The following is a 21,615-nucleotide window of genomic DNA, read 5'->3' as shown; positions in this document are numbered from 1 at the left end:
TGGTCCGCTGGTGGCCTGCCCGCCACCGCCGAGCCCAGCCGATTGGACGACCAGTGACCTCTGCCCCCACCCGCCCCCTCCGCCTCGCCATCATCGGTGCCGGACCGGCCGGCGTGTATACGGCAGACCTGCTGACCAAGGCCGAGCGGGACTTCGAGGTCAGCATCGACCTCTTCGACCGCTACCCGGCCCCCTACGGACTCATCCGCTATGGAGTGGCTCCGGACCACCCGAGGATCAAGGGAATCGTCAAGGCCCTGCACAAGGTCATGGACCGCGGGGACATCCGCTTCATCGGTGGCGTGGACTTCGGCGCGGACCTCACCCTGGAGGACCTGCGCGAGCACTATGACGCCATCGTCTTCTCCACCGGCGCTGTCCGGGACGCAGACCTGTCCGTCCCCGGCGTGGACCTCGAGGGCTCCTTCGGCGGCGCCGACTTCGTCTCCTGGTATGACGGCCATCCGGACGTGCCGCGCCAGTGGCCGCTGACCGCGAAGGAGGTCGCGGTGATCGGCAACGGCAACGTGGCCCTGGATGTGGCCCGCATGCTCTCCAAGCACGCCGACGACCTGCTGGTCACCGAGATCCCGGAGAACGTCTACGAGGGTCTCAAGTCCTCCCCGGTCACGGACGTGCACGTCTTCGGCCGCCGCGGACCCGCCCAGGTGAAGTTCACGCCACTCGAGCTGCGCGAGCTGGCGCACTCCAAGGACGTGGACATCGTGCTGTACCCGGAGGACTTCGAGTTCGATGAGGCCTCGGAGCAGTTGGCAGCGACGAACAACCAGGTCAAGACCATGGTCGGCACCCTCACCAATTGGCTCGTCGAGGACCAGGACTCCGGCGCCTCGCGCCGCCTGCACCTGCATTTCCTGCAGCAGCCGGTGGAGATCCTCGCCGGTGAGGGGGACGACGCCGGCCAGGTCGCCGGCCTGCGGATGGAGCGCATGGAGCTGGACGGCACCGGCAACGTCAAGGGCACGGGCGAGTACATCGACTACCCGGTCCAGGCCGTGTACCGGGCCATCGGCTACCACGGTTCCCCCGTGCCCGGGCTCGGCTACGACGAGCGCAAGGGTGTCATCCCCAACGACGCCGGCCGCATCCTGGACGAGCACGGCGCCCCGGTGCCCGGCCTGTACGCCTCCGGCTGGATCAAGCGCGGCCCGGTGGGCCTGATCGGCCACACCAAGGGCGACGCCCTGGAGACCATCGGCTGCATGCTCGAGGACCAGCCGGACCTGTGGTCCGCGGCGAACCCGGATGAGCAGGCGGTCCTCGACCTGCTGGAATCGCGCGGCATCGAATACACCACCTGGGAGGGCTGGCTGAAGCTGGACGAGCATGAGCTCGGCCTCGGTGCCACCGCCACCGGCTCCGGTCCCGTGCAGCGTGAGCGCGTCAAGGTGGTTCCCCGTGAGGACATGACCCGCATCAGCCGCGGCTGATGGCGCGGCTGCTCGCAGATCTCACCCCTCTGCGGGTCAGCCCCGCCTACCGCCGGCTGTGGATCGGCAACTCGCTGTCCGCGATCGGCACCCAGCTGACCCTGGTGGCGGTCAGCCTCGAGGTCTTCCACCTCACCGGCTCGTCGCTGGCCGTCGGGATGCTGGGCGCGTTCGCCCTGGTGCCGCTGGTGGTGGCCGGGCTCTACGGCGGGGCTGTGGCCGACCACATGGACCGGCGCAAGCTCGCCCTGGCCTCCTCCTCCGTGCTGTGGCTGACCGCCCTCCTGATCGCGGCCCAGGCCTGGCTGGGGCTGGAGAGCGTGTGGGTGCTGTACGTGTTGGTGGCTGTCCATTCCGGGGCCTCCGGCATCAACCAACCCACCCGTGGGGCCATCATCCCCGCCCTCGTGGGCCTCAAGCTGCTGCCGGCCGCCAACGCCCTGAACATGATGACGTTCTCGGTGGCCATGATGGTCGGGCCGCTGTTCGCCGGCGTTCTGGTGGCCCAGGTCGGCTACGCCTGGACGTACTCCGTGGACGTGGTGACCTTCCTGGCTGCTCTCTATGCCGTCTGGCGCTTGCCCTCCCTGCCACCGCAGCGGCAGGACGGTGCTGGCTCGGCTGGCTCGGCCGGGGTTAGGCGCCGGGTCGGCTGGGGCTCCGTGGTGGAGGGGTTCCGCTTCCTGGGCTCCCGCCCGAACCTGAGGATGACCTTCATCGCCGACATCGTCGCGATGGCCACCGCCTTCCCGCGGGCGTTGCTGCCTGCGATCGGCGCGGTGGTGCTGGGCGGCGGGGAGGCCGCCGTCGGGATCCTGCTGGCGGCCATGGCCCTCGGCGCCTTCCTCACGGGGCTGTTCTCCGGGCCCCTGACGCGCATCGTCCGGCACGGGGCGGCGGTGTACTGGGCCATCGTCGCCTGGGGGCTTTCCGTGGCCGGGTTCGGCGTGGTGGTCTATCTGGCGGCCCGTTCCGGGGCCTCCGGCGGCGAGCCCCAGCACTACCTGTGGGGCGCCGCGGCCTTCCTGGCCCTGGCCGGCTGCGCCGACTCCGTCTCCTCGGTCTTCCGCAACACCATCCTGCAGTCGGCCACCCCGGACCATCTGCGAGGGCGGCTCCAGGGCGTCTTCATCGTGGTGGTGGCCGGCGGGCCGCGGGTGGGGGAGATGCTGACCGGGGGCGCCGCCGAGCTGCTGACCGAGCCGGTGACGCTCATGGCCGGCGGGGTGCTCTGCGTGCTCGGGGTCAGCGCCCTGATGCGCTGGCAGCCCGGCTTCCTGAAGTACGACTCCCGCCACCCCGTTCCCTGAGCACCTCGCGCCCGGAATGTCCGGCCAGTGCCGTACGTTGTACCCACTGACGTCTGATCGACCGTCCCTCAGTTTTCTGCGCCCCATGGAAGGACCGCCCCCGGATGCACCGGCATTACAACGGACTGAAGACCACCCTGCTGTTCGCCGGCCTGTTCGCCGTGCTGTTGGCCATCGGCGGTGTCATCGCGGCCGGGACCGGTCGGGCCGTGTGGATCGGGGTCTTCGCCGTCATCGGTGTGGCGACCACGGCGTACAGCTACTGGAACAGTGACAAGATCGCGATCCGTTCCATGCGCGCCTATCCGGTCACCGAGCAGGAGCAGCCGGAGATGTACCGGATCGTCCGCGAACTCTCCGAGGCGGCCCAGCAGCCGATGCCGCGGCTCTACGTGGCTCCGAGTGCCTCGCCCAACGCCTTCGCCACGGGCCGCAATCCACAGAATTCCGCCGTGTGCTGCACCGAGGGGATCCTGCAGATGCTCAATGCGCGTGAACTGCGCGGGGTGCTGGGACATGAGCTGATGCACGTCTACAACCGGGACATCCTGACGTCCTCCATGGCGGCCGCCGTGGCCGGCGTCATCACCTCGGTGGCCCAGTTCATGCTGTTCTTCGGAGCTGGACGGGACAATCGCGGGGCGAACCCCCTGGCGATGATCGCGCTGGCACTGCTGGCCCCGCTCGCGGCCTCGCTCATCCAGATGTCGATCTCCCGGACCCGGGAGTACGACGCGGATGAGGACGGCGCCCGGCTCACCGGAGATCCGCTTGCCCTGGCCTCGGCCCTCTACAAACTGCAGAATGGCATCCAGGCCGCTCCGCTGCCGTCCGAACAGCGGCTGCAGAACACCGCGCACCTGATGATTGCCAACCCGTTCCGGAACGTGAAGAAGATGTTCTCCACGCACCCGCCCATGAACGAGCGGGTCAAGCGCCTCGAGGGCATGGCTCGGGAGCTGGGCCAGGCCTGACCGCTTGACGTGGCAGGCCGCCAGCCCGCCTCAGGATGTGGGCAGGAGCCCGCCAGCGCGTTCCCAGGCGCGAGCCAGATGGTCCTTCACTGAGGCGGACAGCACCTCGTCGGCCGTCTTCTCGGCCTGACGGATCGAACCGCCGGCCGCCTGCCGTGCCTCCTCGGCGATGGACCGCTGCTGGCGGTGCCAGTCGCGGTCCTCAAAGCGCGGTTCCGGCGCGATCGCGGCCAATTGCGCCGCGATACGGTTCTGGTTTCGTTCCACGGCCCGCAATCGCTCGGGTTCCAGGACCTGGTCGATGAAGCCGCCGTGCACGACGAGGCCGATGCCCCCGTCCAGGCCGTGGCGCAGGGCCACGGCCAGGACGGTCTCCGCGGAGACGCCCGCCAGGCCGGGGTCCTGTGCCACCCAGGCCTGCCGGGCCAGGGGTCGGCCACGGCGGGCGTCCACGAGCACGTCGCCGAGGGATGCCTGCAGGGTGCTGACGAAGCCGTCGGGGGTGATCAGGTAGAGCATGGTGTCCTCGGTCGGTCGAGCGGGCTTCTCAGCGGAAGTTGATGAACTGCAGGTCGGCGTCCTCGAAGTCCTTGAGCATGGCCATGGTGGCCTGCAGGTCGTCGCGGGACTTGGAGGAGACGCGGAGCTCGTCGCCCTGGATGGCGGCCTTGACGGATTTCGGGCCCTCATCGCGGATCAGCTTGGTGATCTTCTTGGCGGTGGGCTGGTCGATGCCCTCCTTGATGGTCGCCTCCATGCGGTACTCCTTGCCCGAGGCGTAGGGTTCGCCGGCCTCCAGGGATTTCAGGGAGATGCCGCGCTTGACCAGCTTGGACTGGAAGACGTCCAGGACGGCCTTGACGCGCTCCTCGGAGGCGGCCTTCATCAGGATGGACTCGCCGCTGAAATCGACCTCCGCGCCCACGCCCTTGAAGTCATAGCGCTGGGCTATCTCCTTCTGGGCCTGGTTCAGGGCATTGCTGATCTCCTGCTTGTCGACCTTGCTGACCACATCAAACGTCGAATCGCTGGCCATGGCTCCTCTTCACTGTTGTGTCCGCCGCGATGAGAGGGCGGTGGACTTGGGTGGGACGTTCCTCGCGGACAGCCTACCGGTGGGCCCGGGTGCCGTGGCATACCGGGCCGGTGCCCGGGCGAGAGCGGACATGACGGTGGGACGAAAGCGCCGATTCGAAATCCTGGCCCAGCTCCGGTAAAGTGAGTTGTCGCCGACCGAACGGACTGGTTCAGACCACTTTCGTACGGGAGGGGCCGCGGCAGATTACCCGAGCGGCCAAAGGGGGCTGACTGTAAATCAGCTGGCATTGCCTTCACTGGTTCGAATCCAGTATCTGCCACACCGCGGAAAACCGCGGGAGTCACCAGACTCCCGCGGTTTTCTCGTTTCCGGGATCTTCAGAAGCTCAGTACCAGTCGCCCACGGACGCCGCCGGCCTCCAGCCGTCGATGGGCCTCCGGGGCCTGTTCCTTCGGCAGGGACGCGGCCACCCGCAGGCTCACCAGGCCGTCCTCCACCTGTTGCCTGAGCGTGTCCAGCTTCTGCTGTTCCCGGGCATAGTCCGCGACCAGGATCGGCTGGAACCTGACACCGCGTTCGCCCGGCTCGTCGTAGCCCCGGATGGTGATGACGGTGCCATCATCCCGGACGGCGGGGGCGACGGCGGCGTGCAGCATCGCTCCGTCGACGGCTCCGTCCACGCCGTCGGGGTACCGCTCACGAACGCGGCCGGCGAATCCATCGCCGCGGGACAGCACGACGTCGGCCCCCAGGCTGGCGACCAGCTCCTGGTCCTTCTCGGCGGCATCGGCGACGACGGTCAGCCCGTCCGCCTTCGCCAGTTGGACCGCGTATCCGCCCATGGCACCCGCCGCCCCGGTGACGGCGATGACGCTGCCGGACGGCAGATCGAGGGTGTCCAAGGCCAACCGTGCGGTGAGCCCGTTCATGGGCAGGGTGCTGGCCTCCAGGTGGCTGGTGTCCCGTGGAGCGGCGGCCACGGACTCGGCGGGCACGACCACCTGTTCCGCGTAGGCGCCGTGGGTGCCGCGCGGCACGACGATCGCCATGACCGCGTCACCCACGCGGAGCGGGGTCTCGGTGCCGGGCCCGATCTCCTCCAGTACCCCGGCGACATCCATTCCGGGGACCAGGGGTCGAGGCTGCCCGGACAGGTCCCGTTGTCCGGATCGGAGCAGGGTGTCCGTCGGATTGACGGCGGCCGCATGGACGCGGATCCGTACCTCTCCCTCCGCAACGGCAGGTTGGTGCAGGTCAACGACCTGCAGGGCGTCCGGTGTTCCTGGTTCATGGATTCCAATGGCTCGCATAACTCGCGCAACCGGATCTCCCTGAGGATTATTCCGCCTCAGTGTGACTCACGCCGCCATGGGCAGGGGCATCAGGTCCCAGATGGTGCAATAGGCGTGATCCGGGGCCCCCATGACGGACTCGTAGTAAGCCCACGCCCAGGCCGGGGCCTCGTTCGAATCGGGTGGGGCAACCGGGCAGTCACCAGGATTCAACCAGCGGCCGTCCACGCAGATGAAATCGAGATAGTCGGCCACGGAACCGTCCCGGGGCGGCTGGAGTGAGTCCTTGAGGTCCGCCGCCAGTGCCACCCCGTAGAGCTCCGTGGCATCCGTGTCCAGGACCAGCCCGCAGTCCCGCTCGAACGCCTGCACCCACTCCATGGACTCGCGCAGGGCGTGCTCCGGCTCCTCTCGGTCCACCACCACCATGACGGTCGTACGCCGGCCGGGCGCCATGCGCCCCGGGCCGGACGGGCCGTGTTTGGGGTGGGGCGCCGATCTCGGCCGTTGTGGGGATGGGCGCCGTTCGGAACGGCGCGGTTGCTGCGGGACGTCGTGTGACATCGGGTTCTCCTCGGCTGGTCGGTCCAATGGGCAGGTCTTCTGCTGACCGGATGATCCGACGCTAGGAAGCCGGCCGGCCCCGCATCAGGGGCCCGGGGGCCAACCGTGGGCAACGCGCGAGGCAGTCGGACGCTGTGGAGGAGTGATCCGTCGTCTGTGGATCCGGCTCCCGCGGCCCGGCCGTCGGCCGTTAGGGTGGAAGGCATGGCAACCACCGAGATCACCGAAGCCGGATTCGAACAGACCATCACCGAGAATGACATCGTCTTCGTCGACTTCTGGGCCGGCTGGTGCGGACCCTGCAAGCAATTCGCCCCGGTCTACGAGCAGGTGTCCGGCGAGCACCCGGACATCGTGTTCGGCAAGGTCGACACCGAGGCCGAGCGGGGCCTCGCCGCCGCCGCGAACATCACCTCGATCCCGACCCTCATGGCATTCCGGGACAAGGTCCTGGTCTACGCCCAGCCCGGCGCCGTCAACGCCACCCAGCTGCAGGAGCTCGTCACGGCAGTCAAGGGACTGGACATGGACGAGGTCCGGGAGAAGGTCGCCCAGAACCAGAATCCCGACCAGAACACCGATCAGAACTGACTATCGCCGCCGGTGGTCCGCCGGTGCCAGCCGCGGACCGAACCGGCGGAACCGGATGCCGGACAGGCCGACGAGCCGGACCACGCGCTGCCGGTGGCCGGCCCACGGCTCCAGCAGCCGCAGCATCCCGGCATCATCCGTGCGCCGGCCGGTCAGCGCCTCGCCCACATGATGGGCCAGGTGGTAGTCACCCACGGCCACCGTGTCCGGGGCCCCATGGGTCCGCTGGACGGTCTCCGCGGCCGTCCAGACGCCGATCCCCGGTACGGTGGTCAACGTCTCGGCGGCGACTCCCGCGGGTTGGCCGGCCAGCCGTTCCAGGGCGCTCGCCCGCTCGGCCACCCGCAGCATCGCCCTCGACTGTGCGGGCTGGACCCAGCCGGCGTGCCACGCCCAACTGGGGATGCGCCGGACGGCGTGGGCGGTCGGCGGCAACAACATGCCCGGTGGCGCCGGAGCCGGGGCCGCCTCGCCGAAGCCCCGCACCAGCCAGCGCCACCCGGACCGGGCCTGGTCATGGGTGACCTTCTGCTCCAGGACCACGGTCAGCAGCTGGTCCACCATCCTCCCGGTGGCCGGCAGCCGCAGCCCGGGGTTCGCACGGCGGGCCTGTGCCACCGCATGCGGAAGAGCGGCTGCCCCCGAGACCCCTGCTGAGCGCGGGGCGAGGAGCGCATCGAAGGCCGACCAGTCGTCGTCGAGCCCCAGCAGCCGGTGTGCGTCCGCCACCGCGGCCGGGGCTCCAGGGCCCCACGCGAGCACTGGGACCGGACCCGGGACCAGCGCCGAGGGCGCCGGCCGGACGAGCACCGTCACCGGATCACCCGAGCCCGGTACGCGGTAGCAGAGCCAGACGCCATCGGGGCGGGACTGCACGGTGGGATCGGCATGTCCGCGCTGCAGGACGCCCAGGGTCAGGCGCACGTCCACGGGGACGCCGGGCTCCAAGACCATGGTGGCGTCCGGGGTGGGCAGGGAACCTAACACCCTGCCATTGTCCCGCGTCGAGTGGTCATGCGGATTCATGCTCTTGCCGCTCGAGGCGGCCCCGGCGGTACCGTTGAGCCCATGAACGCGCAGCCCGAGAACGCCGGCACTCCAGAGACCCCATCCGGCCACCAGGACGGCATGACCTACGCCGAGAATGTCCTCGGCCTCATCGGCAACACCCCGCTGGTAAAGCTGAACAGGGTCACCGAGGGGCTCAAGGCCACCATCCTGGTCAAGCCCGAGTACCTGAACCCCGGCGGCTCGGTGAAGGACCGCATCGCGCTGAAGATGATCGAGAACGCCGAGTCCGAGGGCAGACTCACCGCCGGTGGCACCGTGGTGGAGCCGACCTCCGGGAACACGGGCGTGGGCCTGGCCATGGTCGCCCAGCTCAAGGGCTACCGCTCCGTGTTCGTCACCCCGGACAAGGTCGGCGAGGAGAAGCGGGATGTCCTCAGGGCCTACGGTGCCGAGGTGGTGGTCACCAAGTCCTCCGTGGCCCCCGAGTCCGAGGAGTCCTACTACGGGGTGGCCAACCGCCTGGAGCGGGACATCCCTGGCGCCTACCAGCCCAACCAGTTCTTCAACCCCTCCGCCCCGGAGTCCCACTACGAGACCACTGGCCCGGAGATCTGGCGGGACACCGCCGGCCGGCTCACCCACGTGGTCATCGGTGCGGGCACCGGCGGCACCATCACGGGCACGGGCCGCTACCTCAAGGAGGTCTCCGCCGACCGCGCCTCCGGTCCCGTCAAGGTCATCGCGGCCGATCCGGACGGTTCCGTCTACTCCGGCGGCACCGGCCGGCCCTACTCCGTGGAGGGCGTGGGGGAGGACATGTGGCCCGGCAACTATGACAAGTCGGTGCCGGACGAGGTCCTCGCCGTGGAGGACGCCGCCTCCTTCGAGATGACCCGCCGCCTCGCCGCAGAGGAGGGCCTGCTCGTGGGCGGATCCTCCGGCATGGCCGTCGTCGCGGGCCTCCGGGCCGCGCAGGACCTCGGTGAGGACGACGTGATGGTCATCATCCTGCCGGACTCCGGCCGCGGCTACCTCGGCAAGATCTTCAACGAGGGCTGGATGGACGAGATGGGCTTCGAGGCCTCCACACCGGAGTCGGTGTTGCCGGTGGACCTGCAACCCGCGCACGACGCCGGCCCCTCGGGCACCGCGGGTTCCTCACCCTCCGCGGTGTCTTCGGCTCCGGCGGCCTGGAACGCGACGGTCGCCGACCTCCTGCGGGAGAAGTCCGCCTGGCTGCCCGGCGCCCTGCCGTCCGTGGTCACCGCCCCGAAGGACGCCACCCTGGCCGAGGCCATCTCCACCATGAACCGCTACGGAGTGGACGCTCTGCCCGTGGTCGGCGCGCCCCGGGAGGACCTGCGCGTCGGCGAGATCCTGGGCGCCGTGGACGTGGCCACGCTCACCGATCTGCTGGCCACCGGGCGGGCGACCGCCGCGGACACCGTGTTCGACCACGTCGGTGCCCCACTGCCGAAGGTCAACGTCAACGCCCCGCTCTCCGCGGTGCGCGAGGCTCTGCGCTCCGCCCCCGCCGTGATGGCCACCCACCACGGCGTGGTCACCGGCATCGTGACCCTGCACGACCTGCTGGCCCGCGTGGCCCGCTGAAAGGACTGGACATGACCAACGAGACCCCCCGCTACGAGGGCTTCAACACCCGCGCCATCCACGCCGGCCAGGCCCACGAGGAGGTCTACGGGGCGGTGGTCCCGCCCGTGCACCTCTCCACCACCTACGCGCCCGTGAAGGTGGGCGAGCTGCGCCACGGCTATGACTACGGCCGCGGCACCAACCCCACCCGCGACTCCCTCCAGGAGCAGCTGGCCGCCCTGGAAGGCGGCGTGGATGGCAGGGCCCGCGCCTTCACCTTCGGCTCCGGCCTGGCCGCTGAGAACGCCCTGATCCATGCCGTGGCCGGCCCCGGCGCCCACATCGTCATGGGCAACGACGTCTACGGCGGCACCTACCGCCTGATCAACAAGATCCTGGGCCCCTGGGGCGTCACCCACACCGTGGTGGACATGGCAGACGTCTCCGCTGTGGAACAGGCACTGGCGAGCACCGACGCCTCCGGTGCCCGGATCCTGTGGCTGGAGACGCCGTCCAACCCGATGATGAAGGTCTCGGACATCGCCGCACTGGCGGGGGCGGCGCACGCTGCCGGGGCGCTGCTGGTGGTGGACAACACCTTCGCGACGCCGTACCTGCAGCTGCCGCTGGAACTGGGCGCCGACGTCGTGGTCCATTCCACGACCAAGTACATCGGCGGGCACTCCGATGTGATCGGCGGTGCCGTGGTGGTCAACGACCCGGAACTGGCCGAGAAGGTGAAGTTCCAGCAGTTCGCCGCCGGCGCCGTCAACGGGCCGCTGGACGCCTATCTGACCACCCGGGGGCTCAAGACGCTCGGGGTGCGCATGGACCGCCACAATGCGAACGCCGCCACGATCGCCCAGCACCTGCAGGGTGTCCCCGGCGTGGAACGGGTGCTGTACCCGGGCCTGTCCGACCACCCGGGCCATGAGCTCGCCTCCCGCCAGATGCGAGGCTATGGCGGCATGGTCTCGGTGCAGTTCACCGGCGGGGCGGCGGCCGCCAAGCAGGTCGCCGAGACCACCCGGCTGTTCCAGCTGGCGGAGTCCCTGGGCGGGATCGAGTCGCTGATGAATTACCCGGCCGAGATGACCCACGCCTCCGTGGCCGGCACGGAGCTCGCGGTGCCGGACAATCTGGTGCGCCTGTCCGTGGGCATCGAGGACGTGGCCGACCTCATCGACGACCTGGACCGCGCCATCGCCTCGCTCTAGGCCGTGTCCAGCAGGAGCCGGAGGGCGACGACGTAGCCGAAGAGGACCACGAGGACCCGGAAGACCGGTCCGGGCAGTCGTCGCCCGATGAGGGCGCCGAGCCAGCCCCCGACCATGGATCCGATTGCCAGGAGGCCGACGGCGGCCCAGTCGACGGGGGCGATCCACACGAAGATCAGGGCTGCCACGACGTTGGCCGCCAGCACGGCCACGTTCTTCAGGGCGTTGACGGTCTGGAGCCGTTGCTCCAGTCCCAGGGCGAGGCAGGCCACGAGCATGACTCCCTGGCCTGCCCCGAAGTAGCCGCCGTAGACGCCGATGGCCGCTGACACCCAGGCCAGGGGCGCCGGTAGGCGGGCGCTGGTGCCGCGGGGCGCATCCCCACGGCGCCGCGCCCGCCGCCGCAACGCCCCGGAGATGATGGGCTGGGCGCCGACCAGGGTGGCGGCGAGCAGGATCAGCCAGGGTGCCAGCAGAGAGAAGGCCTCCGAGGGCAGGGAGAGGAGCAGCAGCGCCCCGCCCACCGCGCCGACGGCGGTGGTCACGGCGACGCCGATGACGAGGCCGCGCTGACCCACGAGCTCGTGTCGGTACCCCCAGGTGCCGGTGATGTTCCCCGGCACGAGTCCGATGGTGTTGGAGACGTTTGCCGCCACCGGCGGCAGGCCGACGGCCAGCAGGACGGGGAAGGTCACCAGGGAGCCCGCCCCGATGGCGGTGACGACCAGGCCCCCGCCGAGTCCGGCGGCGAGGATCGCGAGTGCCGTCAGCACGTCCACCGGCGCCTCCCTCCGGCCGCGTCAGCAGCCCAGTTGATGGAATCTGGCGGCCCTCAAGCCGAGCCGGTCGGCGTCCGGGACGCAGACCGCCCGTGACAGCTCGTACTCTATGGCCGAGGCCATGGCCGTGCAGAAGCCGTGCGGGTCGAGCTCGGCTGGCGGTTCCTCCGGTACCACGTGGTCCACGAGCCCGATCTGGTGCAGTGCGGCGACGTTGACGTCCTGTGCCTCCGCCAGCTCGGGGGCGTGGAGGGTGTCCCGGTGCACGATCGCGCTGGCACCCTCCGGGGGCAGGGGCGAGAGCCACGCATGCTCGGCGGCGATGACCCGGTCGGCGGGCACCAGGGCCAGGGCACCGCCGCCCGCGCCCTGTCCCCAGAGGACGGACACGCTGGGCGCCGGCGTCCCGATCAGGTCGGCGAGGGTCCGGGCGATCTCGCCGGCCAGCCCGCCCTCCTCGGCCTCGCGGGACAGCTCCGCTCCGGCCGTGTCGATGACGGTGAGCAGGGGCAGGCGCAGCTCCTGCGCCACCTGGACGCCCCGCCGGGCCTGACGGAGGGAGGCCGGGCCCATCTCCCGCTCCCCGGGACCGGGCCGTTGATGCCCGACGACGACGCACGGCTGGGTGCCGAAGCGGGCCAACGCGAGGGTCAGCCCCGGATCGGCCTCGCCCTGCCCCGTGCCGTGCAGGATCACGGCGTCATCCGCGCCTTCTTCCAGCAGGCGCTGCAGGTCAGGCCGCCCGGGGTGGCGGGATCGCTCGATGGAGTGCCAGGTGGAGGTGGTGCCGGGGCCGGCAGCGGCGCTGGCCGGGGCCGGCGTCGGGCAGGCCGAATTGGACTGGTTGGACTGGCCGGACTGGCTGGACTGGGGAGCCGGGGCGACGATGCGCAGCACCCGGTCGAGCAGGTCCGGAAGGTCCTCGGGGGCGGCGACCCCGTCGATGATCCCCAGGCGGTGGAGATTCTCCGCCGTCTGCACCCCGCTGGGGAACGGCTCCGAGTTGAGGGCCTCGAAGACCCGGGGCCCGAGGAAGCCGAGCAGGGCGCCAGGCTCGGCGAGGGTCACGTGGCCCAGGGACCCCCAGGAGGCCATCACGCCGCCGGTGGTGGGGTGCCGGAGGTAGACCAGGTAGGGCAGGCCCCGGTCCTTGTGCCGGTGGATGGCCTGGGTGATGTCCACCATGGACAGGAAGGCGGGGGTCCCCTCCTGCATCCTGGTGCCGCCGGAGGCCGGGCAGGCGAGCAGGGGCAGGCCTTCCTCGGTGGCGCGTCGGACGGCGTCCGTGATGCGGCGCGATGCGGCACGGCCGATGGATCCCGCCAGGAAGCCGAACTCGGAGGCGATCACGGCCACCGGGCGGCCACGGATCAGTCCCCGGCCGGTCGTGACGGCCTCGTCCGCCCCGGTGACGCGGCGGGCCTTCTCCAACTCGGCGGCATACCGGGGGCTGGTGGGAGGTTGCTCGGCCGGACGATCCCACGGCGTGAAGGTGCCCTTGTCCAGCACCAGGTCCAGGAGCTGTGCCGCGGACCGCCGCAGCCTCACCTCGGTGCCCGTCATGCCAGCCACGACCGGATGGCCTCGGCGTCCCGGTCCAGCAGCGGCGGGGCCGTGTGGGACCGCTTGGTGGTCTCCTGCCCCGAGGACGCGTCGAAGAACCGCAGCGGGGGTCCGGGGAGGTCGATGCCACCGAGGAGGGGGTGGTCCACGGTCACGCGCAGACCCTGGGACTCGACTTGGTCCCAGGCATAGACCTCGTCCAGGGACCGCACCTTTCCGGCGGGGATGCCGGCCGCATCCAGCCGTGTCAGCAGTTCGGCGGGTGGATGGGTGCTGAAGGCCTGTTCGATCACCTGGATGAGCCGGTCCCGGTGTTCCACCCGCAGCGCGTTCGTGGCGAAGTCCGGGTCCTCGGGATCGAGGCCGACGGTGGTGCAGAACGTCCTCCAGAGCCGCTCATTGCCGACGCTGATCTGAACGCTGCCGCCCTGACAGTGGAAGAGGCCGTAGGGGGCGATCGAGGGATGGTGGTTGCCCTGGGCCTGCGGGGTCTGCCCGGCCACGGTCTGGCGGGTCCCCTGGAAGGCGTGGACGCCGACCACCGCGGCGAGCAGCGAGGTCCTCACCACCTGTCCCCGCCCGGTCCGCTCGCGTTCCAGCAGCGCCGCCAGCAGGCCATAGGCCCCGTACATCCCCGAGAGCAGGTCGGCGATCGGGACGCCCACGCGCTGGGGGTCGTCCGGACCGGAGCCGGTGAGGGACATCAGTCCGGCCTCGCCCTGCACGATCTGGTCGTACCCGCTGCGGGTGGCCTCAGGGCCGTCATGGCCGAACCCGGTGATGGAGAGGATGACGAGCCGGGGGTTGATCTCATGCAGGGTCTCCACCGGGAAACCAAGCCGGTCCAGCACGCCGGTCCGGAAGTTCTCCAGCAGGGCGTCGGACCTCCGGATGAGCTCGGCCAGGGTGGCCCGGCCGTCCTCGCTCTTGAGGTCCAGGGCGATGGACTCCTTGTTGCGGTTGCAGGAGAGGTAGTAGGTGGCCTGCGGGTCGTCCTCCGGGCCCACGAACGGCGGGCCCCAGGACCGGGTGTCGTCGCCGGTGCCGGGGGTCTCGACCTTGATCACCCGGGCACCGAGGTCGCCGAGCATCATCCCGGCGTGGGGGCCGGCCAGGGCGCGGGTGAGGTCGAGGACGGTGTAGCCGCTGAGCGGTCCTGCGGTGGTGGTCATGGTGTCCTCTCGCGGTCGGTCTGTGGATCCGCCCGTGGCTCGGGGCGGTGCCGGCTCACATCCATCCGGGGACCACCATGGTCAGCCAGGCGAGCGGCGGGGCGGCGACCACCACGATCGCCCCGTAGGTGAGGATCTGCTTGTAGAAGCGGTCAGGGTCCGTCCCCTCCGGTGAATTGGCGAGCACCAGGGCGCCGTTCGTGGAGAACGGGGACACGTCCACCACCGTGGAGGCGACCGCCAGGGCGCAGACGACGCCGATGGCGCTGACGGAGCCGGAGTCGAGGAAGGGGACGGCCAGGGGGATCAGGGCCGCGAGGATGGCGGTGGAGGAGGCGAAGGCGGAGACCACGGCGCCGATATAGCAGATCATCAGGGCGGCGAGCAGCGGCATGCCCATCTGGGCGACGGCGTCGGAGACGTAGGTGATGGTTCCGGCCTCCTGGAGTGTGCCGACGAAGGTCAGCATGCCGCAGATCAGCAGGACGGTCGGCCAGCTGATCTTGTTGACCGCGCCCTTCTGGGCCTTCGGCGAGAGCAGCGCCAGGATGACCGCGATGGTGATGGACACAAAGCCGATGTCCACCTGGAATCCGAGCGCCACCACGGCCAGGGCCACCAGGCCGAGCATGGTGGCGACCTGGGGGAACGTGACCGTCTGCGAGGGGGAGGTGGACGGGCCGTCGCCGGCCGGGTCCCGGGGGCCGTAGGTGCCACTGCCGGAACCCTTGAAGTCGACGCCGGCCGCGCGGGCGCCCACAGAAGCGTGGAGGCGGGCGTCCGAGACGGACTCGGCGAACTGTGACACCCGGGTTCCTACGAGGGACCTGCCGCCGAGGACCAAGAACAGGACGACGGCGATGACCGCGTTGAAGATCAGGGAGCTGAGGAACAAGGCCGTCGGGCTGAACGCGAAGCCCGCGTCGGCGATCAGGCCGTTGACGATCACGCCGTAGACGGCGATGGGGGAGAAGCTTCCGGCCTGGGCGCCGTGGACGATCAGCATGCCCATCATCAGGGGGTTGATCTTGTACTTGGCGGCGAAGTTGAGGCCGATGGGGGCCATGATGGCCACTGCGGCCGGGCCGAGCGCGCCCACGGCCGTGATGATCGCGGTGAGGGTGAACATGACCCACGGGATGAGGGCGACACGGTTGTCCACGAGTTTCACGGCCCGTCTGACCAGCAGGTCGATCGTGCCGTTGTTCTGGGCGATGGCGAAGAGATAGGTCACGCCCACGAGGGTGAGGAAGAGGCCCCCCGGGAAGTTGGCCATGATGTCATCGGCCTCCATCCCCAGGAAGAGTGCCCCGAGAACGAAGGCACCCACGAACGCCAACGCGCCCATGTTGATGGGCAGCACGGTGGCGAGGATGAACATGGCGGCCAGGATGATGATCGCGATGATGGGTTCTGACATAGGGATGCCTTCCAGGGTGCGGGTGAGGTGGATCACTCTGCTAGTGGCCTAGCCTCCTAGACTCATGAACAAGTTGTCAATATGCTGTGACGAACTCACGGACGAGGACGCGGGAGGCTGCAGATGACGGAACAGGGCAGGGGCCACGGGACGCGCCGTGTCACGCGTGCTCGGCTGTATGAGCAGCTGATGGAGCGGATCCTCGAGTACATCGATGAGGAGGGACTGGCGCCCGGCGACCGGCTCCCCTCGGAGCGCGACCTGGCCGAACAGTTCGGCGTCTCCCGGGCGACCCTGGCCCAGGCCCTCGTGGCGCTGGAGGTGCTCGGCGTCATCGATGTCCGCCATGGCACCGGAGCCGTCCTGGTCTACCGCCCGAATGCGGCAACGCTGCTGCGGCAGCTGAGTGACCATCGGAGCCTGCTGCCGGAGATCGTGGAGGCCAGGAGCACCATCGAGGTCAAGCTCGCGGCCCTGGCGGCCGAGCGGCGGACGGAGCAGGACCTGGCGGCGATTGACGCGGCCATCGAGGTGATGGCGGGCGAGATCGAGCAGGGTGACCGGGGAGTGGGTGGCGACGAGAGATTCCACGGGGCCATCACGCAGGCTGCGCATTCCGGGGTCCTGGCGCAGATGATGGACTTCCTGAGTGAGAGGATCCGGGAGACCCGCATTGAGTCCTTGGGGCAGCCCGGGCGCCCGGAAGTCTCCCTCGAAGCGCACCGCGCTATTGCCGAGGGCATTCGCCGAGGTGATTCGGACGGAGCCGCCCGGGCGATGCAGCGTCATATCGACGTCGTCTCCGACGTCCTGCTGCTCCGTGACGCCGAGGGCTGATCGCCAGCGGCTCAGTGGCTCAGTGGCTCATCAGTTCAGCGCAGGAATCGCCGTAGCGGTGGGAACCACAGCAGGGCGGCGCCGGCCAACAGCACCAGGGCGAGGGTCAGGAGCAGGGGGTGGCCGCGGACGATCAGGGGAATCCCGACGATCACGGCCACACCGGTCAGCAGGCCGACCGCACTGCGCCGGGACCGCAGCAGCTGAACGGCGCCGGTGCCGGTGGCGAGGGCCAGGACGCCGGCCAGCCCCGCCAGGACGAACTGTCCCGTGGCGGTGGCCTCCGGCGCGGCGAGGTCGAGCCCGCCGGCGGCGCCGGCCGGGGCGTTGAGTCCGGACAGGAGGAAGGCCGTGGCCACGAGGGCGAAGAGCACGGTGGCTATGACCCACCACCAGCGGGCCACCTTCAAGGTGGTGGGTGTGGCGGCTTGGCGTTCAGCCGCAGCGTGCTGTTCGGCCGCGCGGCGGTCCTCCTGTTCCCGGCGCTCTGCGCGGACGCGTTCGGCGTCGTCCCGGGAAGCATCGAGGAAGGAACGGGTCGCACGGCCTGCGGCACGGGCGAAACGATGGTGGGGCTGTGGGCCAGGGGATTGCTGTCCAGGGGTCTGCTCGGGCACGTGACGAGCCTAACTGTTCGGCCCGATCCCTCGGCCGCCGTGATGCGTTAGACTTGGGGGACCATTCCGGTCAAATCCCCTGTGCATGCCCCGCTGTTGAATACGGCAGCAAGGCATCAAGTTGTGTGGCCCGCTTTCGGCAACGTGTCGGCTGCGCGGGCGGCCGGTCCCGAACCCCCTTCCGTTCCTCCGCTGTTGAACTGTGCCGCCCCTGCGGCCCGGAACGCCAACGGAACCGGCAGGGCGGGGACCGCCAGGAGAAATGGAACGGGCGTGATGTTGGACCACGCCACGGGGAGCACCGGAGAGAACCAATCCGATGCGTTGCGGCACCCAACCGGCCGCAATCACCGATCCCCGTGAGGAAATACCGTGTCTGAACACGCCCAAAACGAAACCATCCAGAACGCCGAGAACTCGGAAAACACCGAGAACGCCGAGAACACCGAGTCGGCAGAGTCGGCAGAGTCGGGCATCCCCGCGTTCGCTGATCTCGGCATCGATGGCCGCGTCCTCGCCGCCATCTCCGACCTCGGCTATGAGAACCCCTCGCCGATCCAGGCCCAGACCATCCCGCTGCTGCTCAGCGGCCGTGACGTGGTGGGCCTGGCCCAGACCGGCACGGGCAAGACCGCCGCGTTCGCCGTTCCGGCCCTGTCCCGCCTGGCCGAGACCGCTGACGTCAACGGCCCGGCCAACACCCCGCAGATCCTCGTGCTGGCCCCGACCCGCGAGCTGGCCCTGCAGGTCGCCGAGGCCTTCACCACCTACGCCAAGCACATCAAGGGCGTGACCGTGCTCCCCGTGTACGGCGGCGCCCCCTACGGCCCCCAGCTCTCCGGCCTGCGCCGTGGCGCCCAGGTGGTCGTCGGCACCCCCGGCCGCGTGATCGACCACCTGTCCAAGGGCTCCCTGGACCTGTCCAACCTGCAGTACATGGTCCTGGACGAGGCCGACGAGATGCTCCGCATGGGCTTCGCCGAGGAAGTGGACCAGATCCTGTCCGCCACCCCGGACCAGAAGCAGACCGCCCTGTTCTCCGCCACCATGCCGCGCGCCATCCAGCGGATCTCCGGCAAGTACCTCAACAACCCCGTCGAGGTCTCGGTCGCCGCGAAGAACACCACGGCCGGCAACATCCGCCAGCGCTTCATGCAGGTCACCGGCTCCTGGAAGCTCGAGGCCATGACGCGCATCCTCGAGACCGAGGAGCATGACGGCGTCATCGCCTTCGTCCGCACCCGCAACGCCACCGAGGAGCTCACCACCAAGCTCAACGCCCGTGGCTTCCGGGCCGCGGCGATCTCCGGCGACGTGGCGCAGAACCAGCGCGAGAAGACCGTGGACAACCTGCGTTCGGGCCGCATCGACATCCTGGTCGCCACCGACGTGGCGGCCCGCGGCCTCGACGTGGAGCGGATCAGCCACGTCATCAACTACGACATCCCGCATGACACCGAGGGCTACGTCCACCGCATCGGCCGTACCGGCCGCGCCGGGCGCTCCGGAGATGCCGTGCTGTTCATGACCCCTCGCGAGAAGTACCTGCTGCGAGCCATCGAGAAGGCCACCCGCCAGACCGTGGAGCAGATGAACATGCCCTCCGTGGCAGACGTCAACAACTCACGTCTGGGCCGTTTCAGCGCCCAGATCACCGAGACTCTCTCGGCGGGCGACCTGGACGTGTTCCGCGGACTCATCGACTCCTACGTGGAGGAGAACGACGTCAACGCCGAGGACGTGGCCGCGGCGCTCGCCAAGATGGCCCAGGGCGGCCGCCCGCTGCTGGCCGAGGAGCAGGACATGCCCCCGGCCAGGACGGAGCGCGGTGGACGTGAGGACCGTGGCGATCGTGACGGACGCGGCTCCCGCGGTCCGCAGCGCGGCCCGGCCGAGGGCAATGCCACCTACCGGATCTCCCTGGGCCGTCAGGACCGCGTGCAGCCGGGCAACATCGTGGGCGCCCTCGCCAACGAGGCCGGACTGCGTTCCAACCAGATCGGCCACATCGACATCCGCTCCAACCACGCCCTCGTGGAGTTGCCGGCGGACCTGACCAGCCAGCAGTGGGACGCCCTGGGCAACACCACCATCAACGGCCGCCCGATCGAGATCCAGAAGGACTCCGGCCGTCCGACGAACGCCGAGCGCGAGGGCAAGCCCTTCCGCTCCGGTGGCGGAGGCTACAAGGGTGGCCACAAGGGCGGCTACGGCGGTCACAAGGGCGGCGGCAAGGCTGGATTCAAGGGCGGTCGAAAGTCCTTCGAGAAGCCCTCACGCGACCGGTACTGACGGGTACTGACTGGTAAGAGGTCGGTGAAAATCGGCCGAACGACCGTGGAACCACCTCGATTTCATTCGTACGGAAATCGCTGGTAGAGTTTCACGTCGTTGCCCCGATAGCTCAGTGGTAGAGCGCAGTCTTGGTAAGACTGAGGTCCCGGGATCGATTCCCGGTCGGGGCTCTGAATGAGAGCCCGTGCGTTGCGAGATGTCGCGGCCACGGGCTGACTCATTCCATGGCGGCGTAGCTCAGCTGGTTAGAGCGCACGACTCATAATCGTGAGGTCGGGGGATCGAGTCCCCCCGCCGCTACGGAACAGGACCTGGACCCTCGGCGAGGATCCGGGTCCTCTTTCGTCTCACCCTCGTCTCACCCCGTTCCCGGCACCCGGTGAGATACCTTTTCCCTCGCGGAAATCTTCCGGCGACGCTGACGGAAACACCCTCTTGGCAGGGTGACGTCATGGCCATCACCAGCACACCAGCCGGCACGGACAGCACCCCGAGCACCACCGAGGCACCACCCACGGACCGGCTCGTCATGGGCCCCGGCCGCTGGATCAGCAACTGGCAACCGGAACACCCAGACTTCTGGAACGGCCCCGGACGGTCTGCCGCCCGGCGTAACCTCCACTGGTCCGTGTTCTGCGAGTTCCTCGGGTTCGCCGTCTGGCAGCTCTGGTCCGTCACCGTCGTCTTCCTGCCTGCCGCCGGCTTCGACCTGAGCACCTCCCAGCAGTTCTGGCTCGTCTCCCTGCCACCGCTCGTCGGCGCGGTGCTGCGGGTGCCCTACAGCTTCACCGTGGCCCTGTTCGGCGGCCGCAACTGGACCGTCATCTCCGCGCTGTTGCTCTTGATCCCGACGACGGCCCTCGCCTTCGCGCTGTCCACCCCCGAGACCCCGGTGTGGGTGCTCTACCTCGTGGCCGCCCTGGCCGGTTTCGGCGGCGGCAACTTCGCCAGCTCCATGGCCAACATCACCTTCTTCTTCCCGGCCCGCGAGAAGGGGGCCGCCCTCGGGCTCAATGCGGCCGGCGGCAACATCGGCGTGGCAGTGGCCCAGTTCCTCGTCCCCCTCGCCGTCACCCTGCTGGCCTTCGGGACCTTCGGGCCGAACCTGCCCATGGCCGGGCTGATCTGGATCCCGTTCATCCTGCTCGCCGCGTGGGGCGCGCACCGCTACATGCACAACCTCTCCCACGCCCGCAACGACCTGAGGGGCTCGCTGTCCACCCTGCGCGAGCCGCACCTGTGGCTGATCTCCGTGATCTACATCGGGACGTTCGGTTCGTTCATGGGCTTCGGTTCCGTGTTCCCCACCCTCATCTCGCTCATGTTCCCCGCGTTCACGAGTCTGGAACTCTGGGGTGCCGCCATCTCGATGGCCTTCCTGGGGCCGCTCGTCGGTTCCCTGGCCCGGCCCTTCGGCGGCAGGCTGGCCGACCGCCGCGGCGGGGCCCGCGTCACCCTGGGCTGCTTCATCGCGATGTCCGCCGTGACCGCCGCCGTGGTGCTCACCCTGCCGTGGCAGAACTTCTGGCTCTACCTGGGCCTGTTCCTGGCGTTGTTCACCCTCACCGGCATCGCCAACGGCTCCAGCTACCGGATGATCCCGCTGGTGTTCCGCCTGACCGTCCCCGCCGGGGACCCGGTCGGCCATGAGCGCAAGGCCTCCGCCGCCCTCGGCCTGATCGGGGCCGTCGGCGGCTTCGGCGGCTTCATGATCCCGCAGGTACTCCGGGCCTCCCACACCGCGAACGGTTCCTTCGACGCCGCCTTCTGGGTCCTCGCCGCCGTGTACCTGGGACTGGCCGTGTTCACCTACCTCGTCTACCGCCGCCCCGGCACGGCCCTGGCCCGAGCCAATGTCTGAGCTGGCCACCCCCTCGCCCACCCCCCTCG

At 69.7% G+C, this 21,615-nt stretch carries 19 protein-coding genes and 3 tRNA genes; 12 read left to right on the top strand and 10 right to left on the bottom strand.

Annotated elements, in window-relative coordinates; genetic code table 11:
* Positions 1 to 53: 53 nt before the first annotated feature.
* The 3 genes from BOSE125_RS10910 to htpX all read left to right on the top strand — a co-directional run bounded on the left by BOSE125_RS10910 (position 54) and on the right by htpX (position 3,735).
* On the top strand, positions 54 to 1,451 hold the full coding sequence (locus BOSE125_RS10910) for an FAD-dependent oxidoreductase (RefSeq protein WP_159552480.1): 1,398 nt from the start codon (positions 54 to 56) through the stop codon (positions 1,449 to 1,451).
* Entirely contained in the window at positions 1,451 to 2,761 is a 1,311-nt protein-coding gene (locus BOSE125_RS10905; RefSeq protein WP_159552478.1) for an MFS transporter, read from the top strand. The genes BOSE125_RS10910 and BOSE125_RS10905 overlap by 1 nt, the downstream gene beginning before the upstream one ends.
* A gap of 104 nt (positions 2,762 to 2,865) precedes the next feature.
* On the top strand, positions 2,866 to 3,735 hold the full coding sequence (htpX, locus tag BOSE125_RS10900) for a zinc metalloprotease HtpX (protein WP_159552476.1): 870 nt from the start codon (positions 2,866 to 2,868) through the stop codon (positions 3,733 to 3,735).
* A gap of 30 nt (positions 3,736 to 3,765) precedes the next feature.
* Here htpX and BOSE125_RS10895 read toward each other — a convergent pair whose 3' ends face one another.
* Together BOSE125_RS10895 and BOSE125_RS10890 are read right to left on the bottom strand one after the other, a co-directional pair.
* Positions 3,766 to 4,254 (bottom strand): hypothetical protein, encoded by a 489-nt coding sequence (locus tag BOSE125_RS10895; RefSeq protein WP_159552474.1) that lies wholly within the window; start codon positions 4,252 to 4,254, stop codon positions 3,766 to 3,768.
* Positions 4,255 to 4,282: 28 nt separating this feature from the next.
* On the bottom strand, positions 4,283 to 4,771 hold the full coding sequence (locus tag BOSE125_RS10890) for a YajQ family cyclic di-GMP-binding protein (protein ID WP_159552472.1): 489 nt from the start codon (positions 4,769 to 4,771) through the stop codon (positions 4,283 to 4,285).
* A gap of 240 nt (positions 4,772 to 5,011) precedes the next feature.
* On the opposite strand from BOSE125_RS10890, the gene BOSE125_RS10885 reads away from it, so the two are divergent.
* A tRNA-Tyr gene (locus BOSE125_RS10885) sits at positions 5,012 to 5,093 on the top strand.
* A 58-nt stretch (positions 5,094 to 5,151) separates the two neighbouring features.
* Here BOSE125_RS10885 and BOSE125_RS10880 read toward each other — a convergent pair.
* Both BOSE125_RS10880 and BOSE125_RS10875 read right to left on the bottom strand, forming a co-directional pair.
* Entirely contained in the window at positions 5,152 to 6,084 is a 933-nt protein-coding gene (locus BOSE125_RS10880) for an NADP-dependent oxidoreductase (RefSeq protein ID WP_159552470.1), read from the bottom strand.
* Positions 6,085 to 6,132: 48 nt separating this feature from the next.
* Entirely contained in the window at positions 6,133 to 6,630 is a 498-nt protein-coding gene (locus BOSE125_RS10875; protein WP_159552468.1) for a hypothetical protein, read from the bottom strand.
* 204 nt (positions 6,631 to 6,834) lie between these two features.
* On the opposite strand from BOSE125_RS10875, the gene BOSE125_RS10870 reads away from it, so the two are divergent.
* Positions 6,835 to 7,221, top strand: a complete 387-nt coding sequence (locus BOSE125_RS10870; protein ID WP_159552466.1) for a co-chaperone YbbN — start codon at positions 6,835 to 6,837, stop codon at positions 7,219 to 7,221.
* Here BOSE125_RS10870 and BOSE125_RS10865 read toward each other — a convergent pair whose 3' ends face one another.
* Positions 7,222 to 8,208 carry a DNA-3-methyladenine glycosylase gene (locus BOSE125_RS10865; RefSeq protein ID WP_371300592.1) on the bottom strand — a complete coding sequence of 329 codons (987 nt, stop codon included), beginning with the start codon at positions 8,206 to 8,208 and terminating at the stop codon, positions 7,222 to 7,224. It lies immediately after the preceding gene.
* 141 nt (positions 8,209 to 8,349) lie between these two features.
* On the opposite strand from BOSE125_RS10865, the gene BOSE125_RS10860 reads away from it, so the two are divergent.
* Positions 8,350 to 9,843, top strand: coding sequence for a cystathionine beta-synthase (locus BOSE125_RS10860; protein ID WP_159555059.1), 1,494 nt, complete (start codon positions 8,350 to 8,352; stop codon positions 9,841 to 9,843).
* Between the two features lie 11 nt (positions 9,844 to 9,854).
* A complete protein-coding gene (locus tag BOSE125_RS10855; RefSeq protein WP_159552464.1) occupies positions 9,855 to 11,042 on the top strand; it encodes a cystathionine gamma-synthase in 1,188 nt (395 codons plus the stop codon).
* Here the strand turns inward: BOSE125_RS10855 and BOSE125_RS10850 are convergent.
* From BOSE125_RS10850 to BOSE125_RS10835, 4 genes are read right to left on the bottom strand one after another with little or no spacing between them, the layout of a single operon-like run.
* On the bottom strand, positions 11,039 to 11,821 hold the full coding sequence (locus BOSE125_RS10850) for a sulfite exporter TauE/SafE family protein (RefSeq protein ID WP_159552462.1): 783 nt from the start codon (positions 11,819 to 11,821) through the stop codon (positions 11,039 to 11,041). The genes BOSE125_RS10855 and BOSE125_RS10850 overlap by 4 nt on opposite strands.
* A gap of 21 nt (positions 11,822 to 11,842) precedes the next feature.
* On the bottom strand, positions 11,843 to 13,384 hold the full coding sequence (locus tag BOSE125_RS10845; protein WP_159552460.1) for a carboxyl transferase domain-containing protein: 1,542 nt from the start codon (positions 13,382 to 13,384) through the stop codon (positions 11,843 to 11,845).
* Positions 13,381 to 14,556: a CaiB/BaiF CoA-transferase family protein gene (locus BOSE125_RS10840; RefSeq protein WP_159552458.1), complete on the bottom strand. Its 1,176-nt coding sequence runs from the start codon at positions 14,554 to 14,556 to the stop codon at positions 13,381 to 13,383. The genes BOSE125_RS10845 and BOSE125_RS10840 overlap by 4 nt, the downstream gene beginning before the upstream one ends.
* Positions 14,557 to 14,611: 55 nt before the next feature.
* The gene (locus BOSE125_RS10835; RefSeq protein WP_159552456.1) at positions 14,612 to 15,976 is read right to left on the bottom strand and encodes an SLC13 family permease; all 1,365 of its coding nucleotides are present in this window, start codon (positions 15,974 to 15,976) and stop codon (positions 14,612 to 14,614) included.
* Positions 15,977 to 16,099: 123 nt separating this feature from the next.
* Between BOSE125_RS10835 and BOSE125_RS10830 the strand changes: the two genes are divergently transcribed.
* Entirely contained in the window at positions 16,100 to 16,813 is a 714-nt protein-coding gene (locus tag BOSE125_RS10830; protein WP_159552454.1) for a FadR/GntR family transcriptional regulator, read from the top strand.
* A 35-nt stretch (positions 16,814 to 16,848) separates the two neighbouring features.
* Here BOSE125_RS10830 and BOSE125_RS10825 read toward each other — a convergent pair whose 3' ends face one another.
* Positions 16,849 to 17,430 (bottom strand): hypothetical protein, encoded by a 582-nt coding sequence (locus BOSE125_RS10825; protein ID WP_159552452.1) that lies wholly within the window; start codon positions 17,428 to 17,430, stop codon positions 16,849 to 16,851.
* A gap of 372 nt (positions 17,431 to 17,802) precedes the next feature.
* Between BOSE125_RS10825 and BOSE125_RS10820 the strand changes: the two genes are divergently transcribed.
* The 4 genes from BOSE125_RS10820 (at position 17,803) to BOSE125_RS10805 (ending at position 21,586) form a co-directional block, all read left to right on the top strand.
* Positions 17,803 to 19,722: a DEAD/DEAH box helicase gene (locus tag BOSE125_RS10820; RefSeq protein ID WP_159552450.1), complete on the top strand. Its 1,920-nt coding sequence runs from the start codon at positions 17,803 to 17,805 to the stop codon at positions 19,720 to 19,722.
* Positions 19,723 to 19,823: 101 nt separating this feature from the next.
* A tRNA-Thr gene (locus BOSE125_RS10815) sits at positions 19,824 to 19,895 on the top strand.
* 56 nt (positions 19,896 to 19,951) lie between these two features.
* Positions 19,952 to 20,025, top strand: a tRNA-Met gene (locus BOSE125_RS10810).
* A 151-nt stretch (positions 20,026 to 20,176) separates the two neighbouring features.
* Positions 20,177 to 21,586 (top strand): MFS transporter, encoded by a 1,410-nt coding sequence (locus BOSE125_RS10805; RefSeq protein WP_159552448.1) that lies wholly within the window; start codon positions 20,177 to 20,179, stop codon positions 21,584 to 21,586.
* The last annotated feature ends 29 nt before the right edge of the window (positions 21,587 to 21,615 follow it).

Source organism: Citricoccus sp. K5 (assembly GCF_902506195.1).
Lineage (GTDB): Bacteria > Actinomycetota > Actinomycetes > Actinomycetales > Micrococcaceae > Citricoccus.
This window is presented reverse-complemented; position numbering and strand designations above follow the sequence as displayed.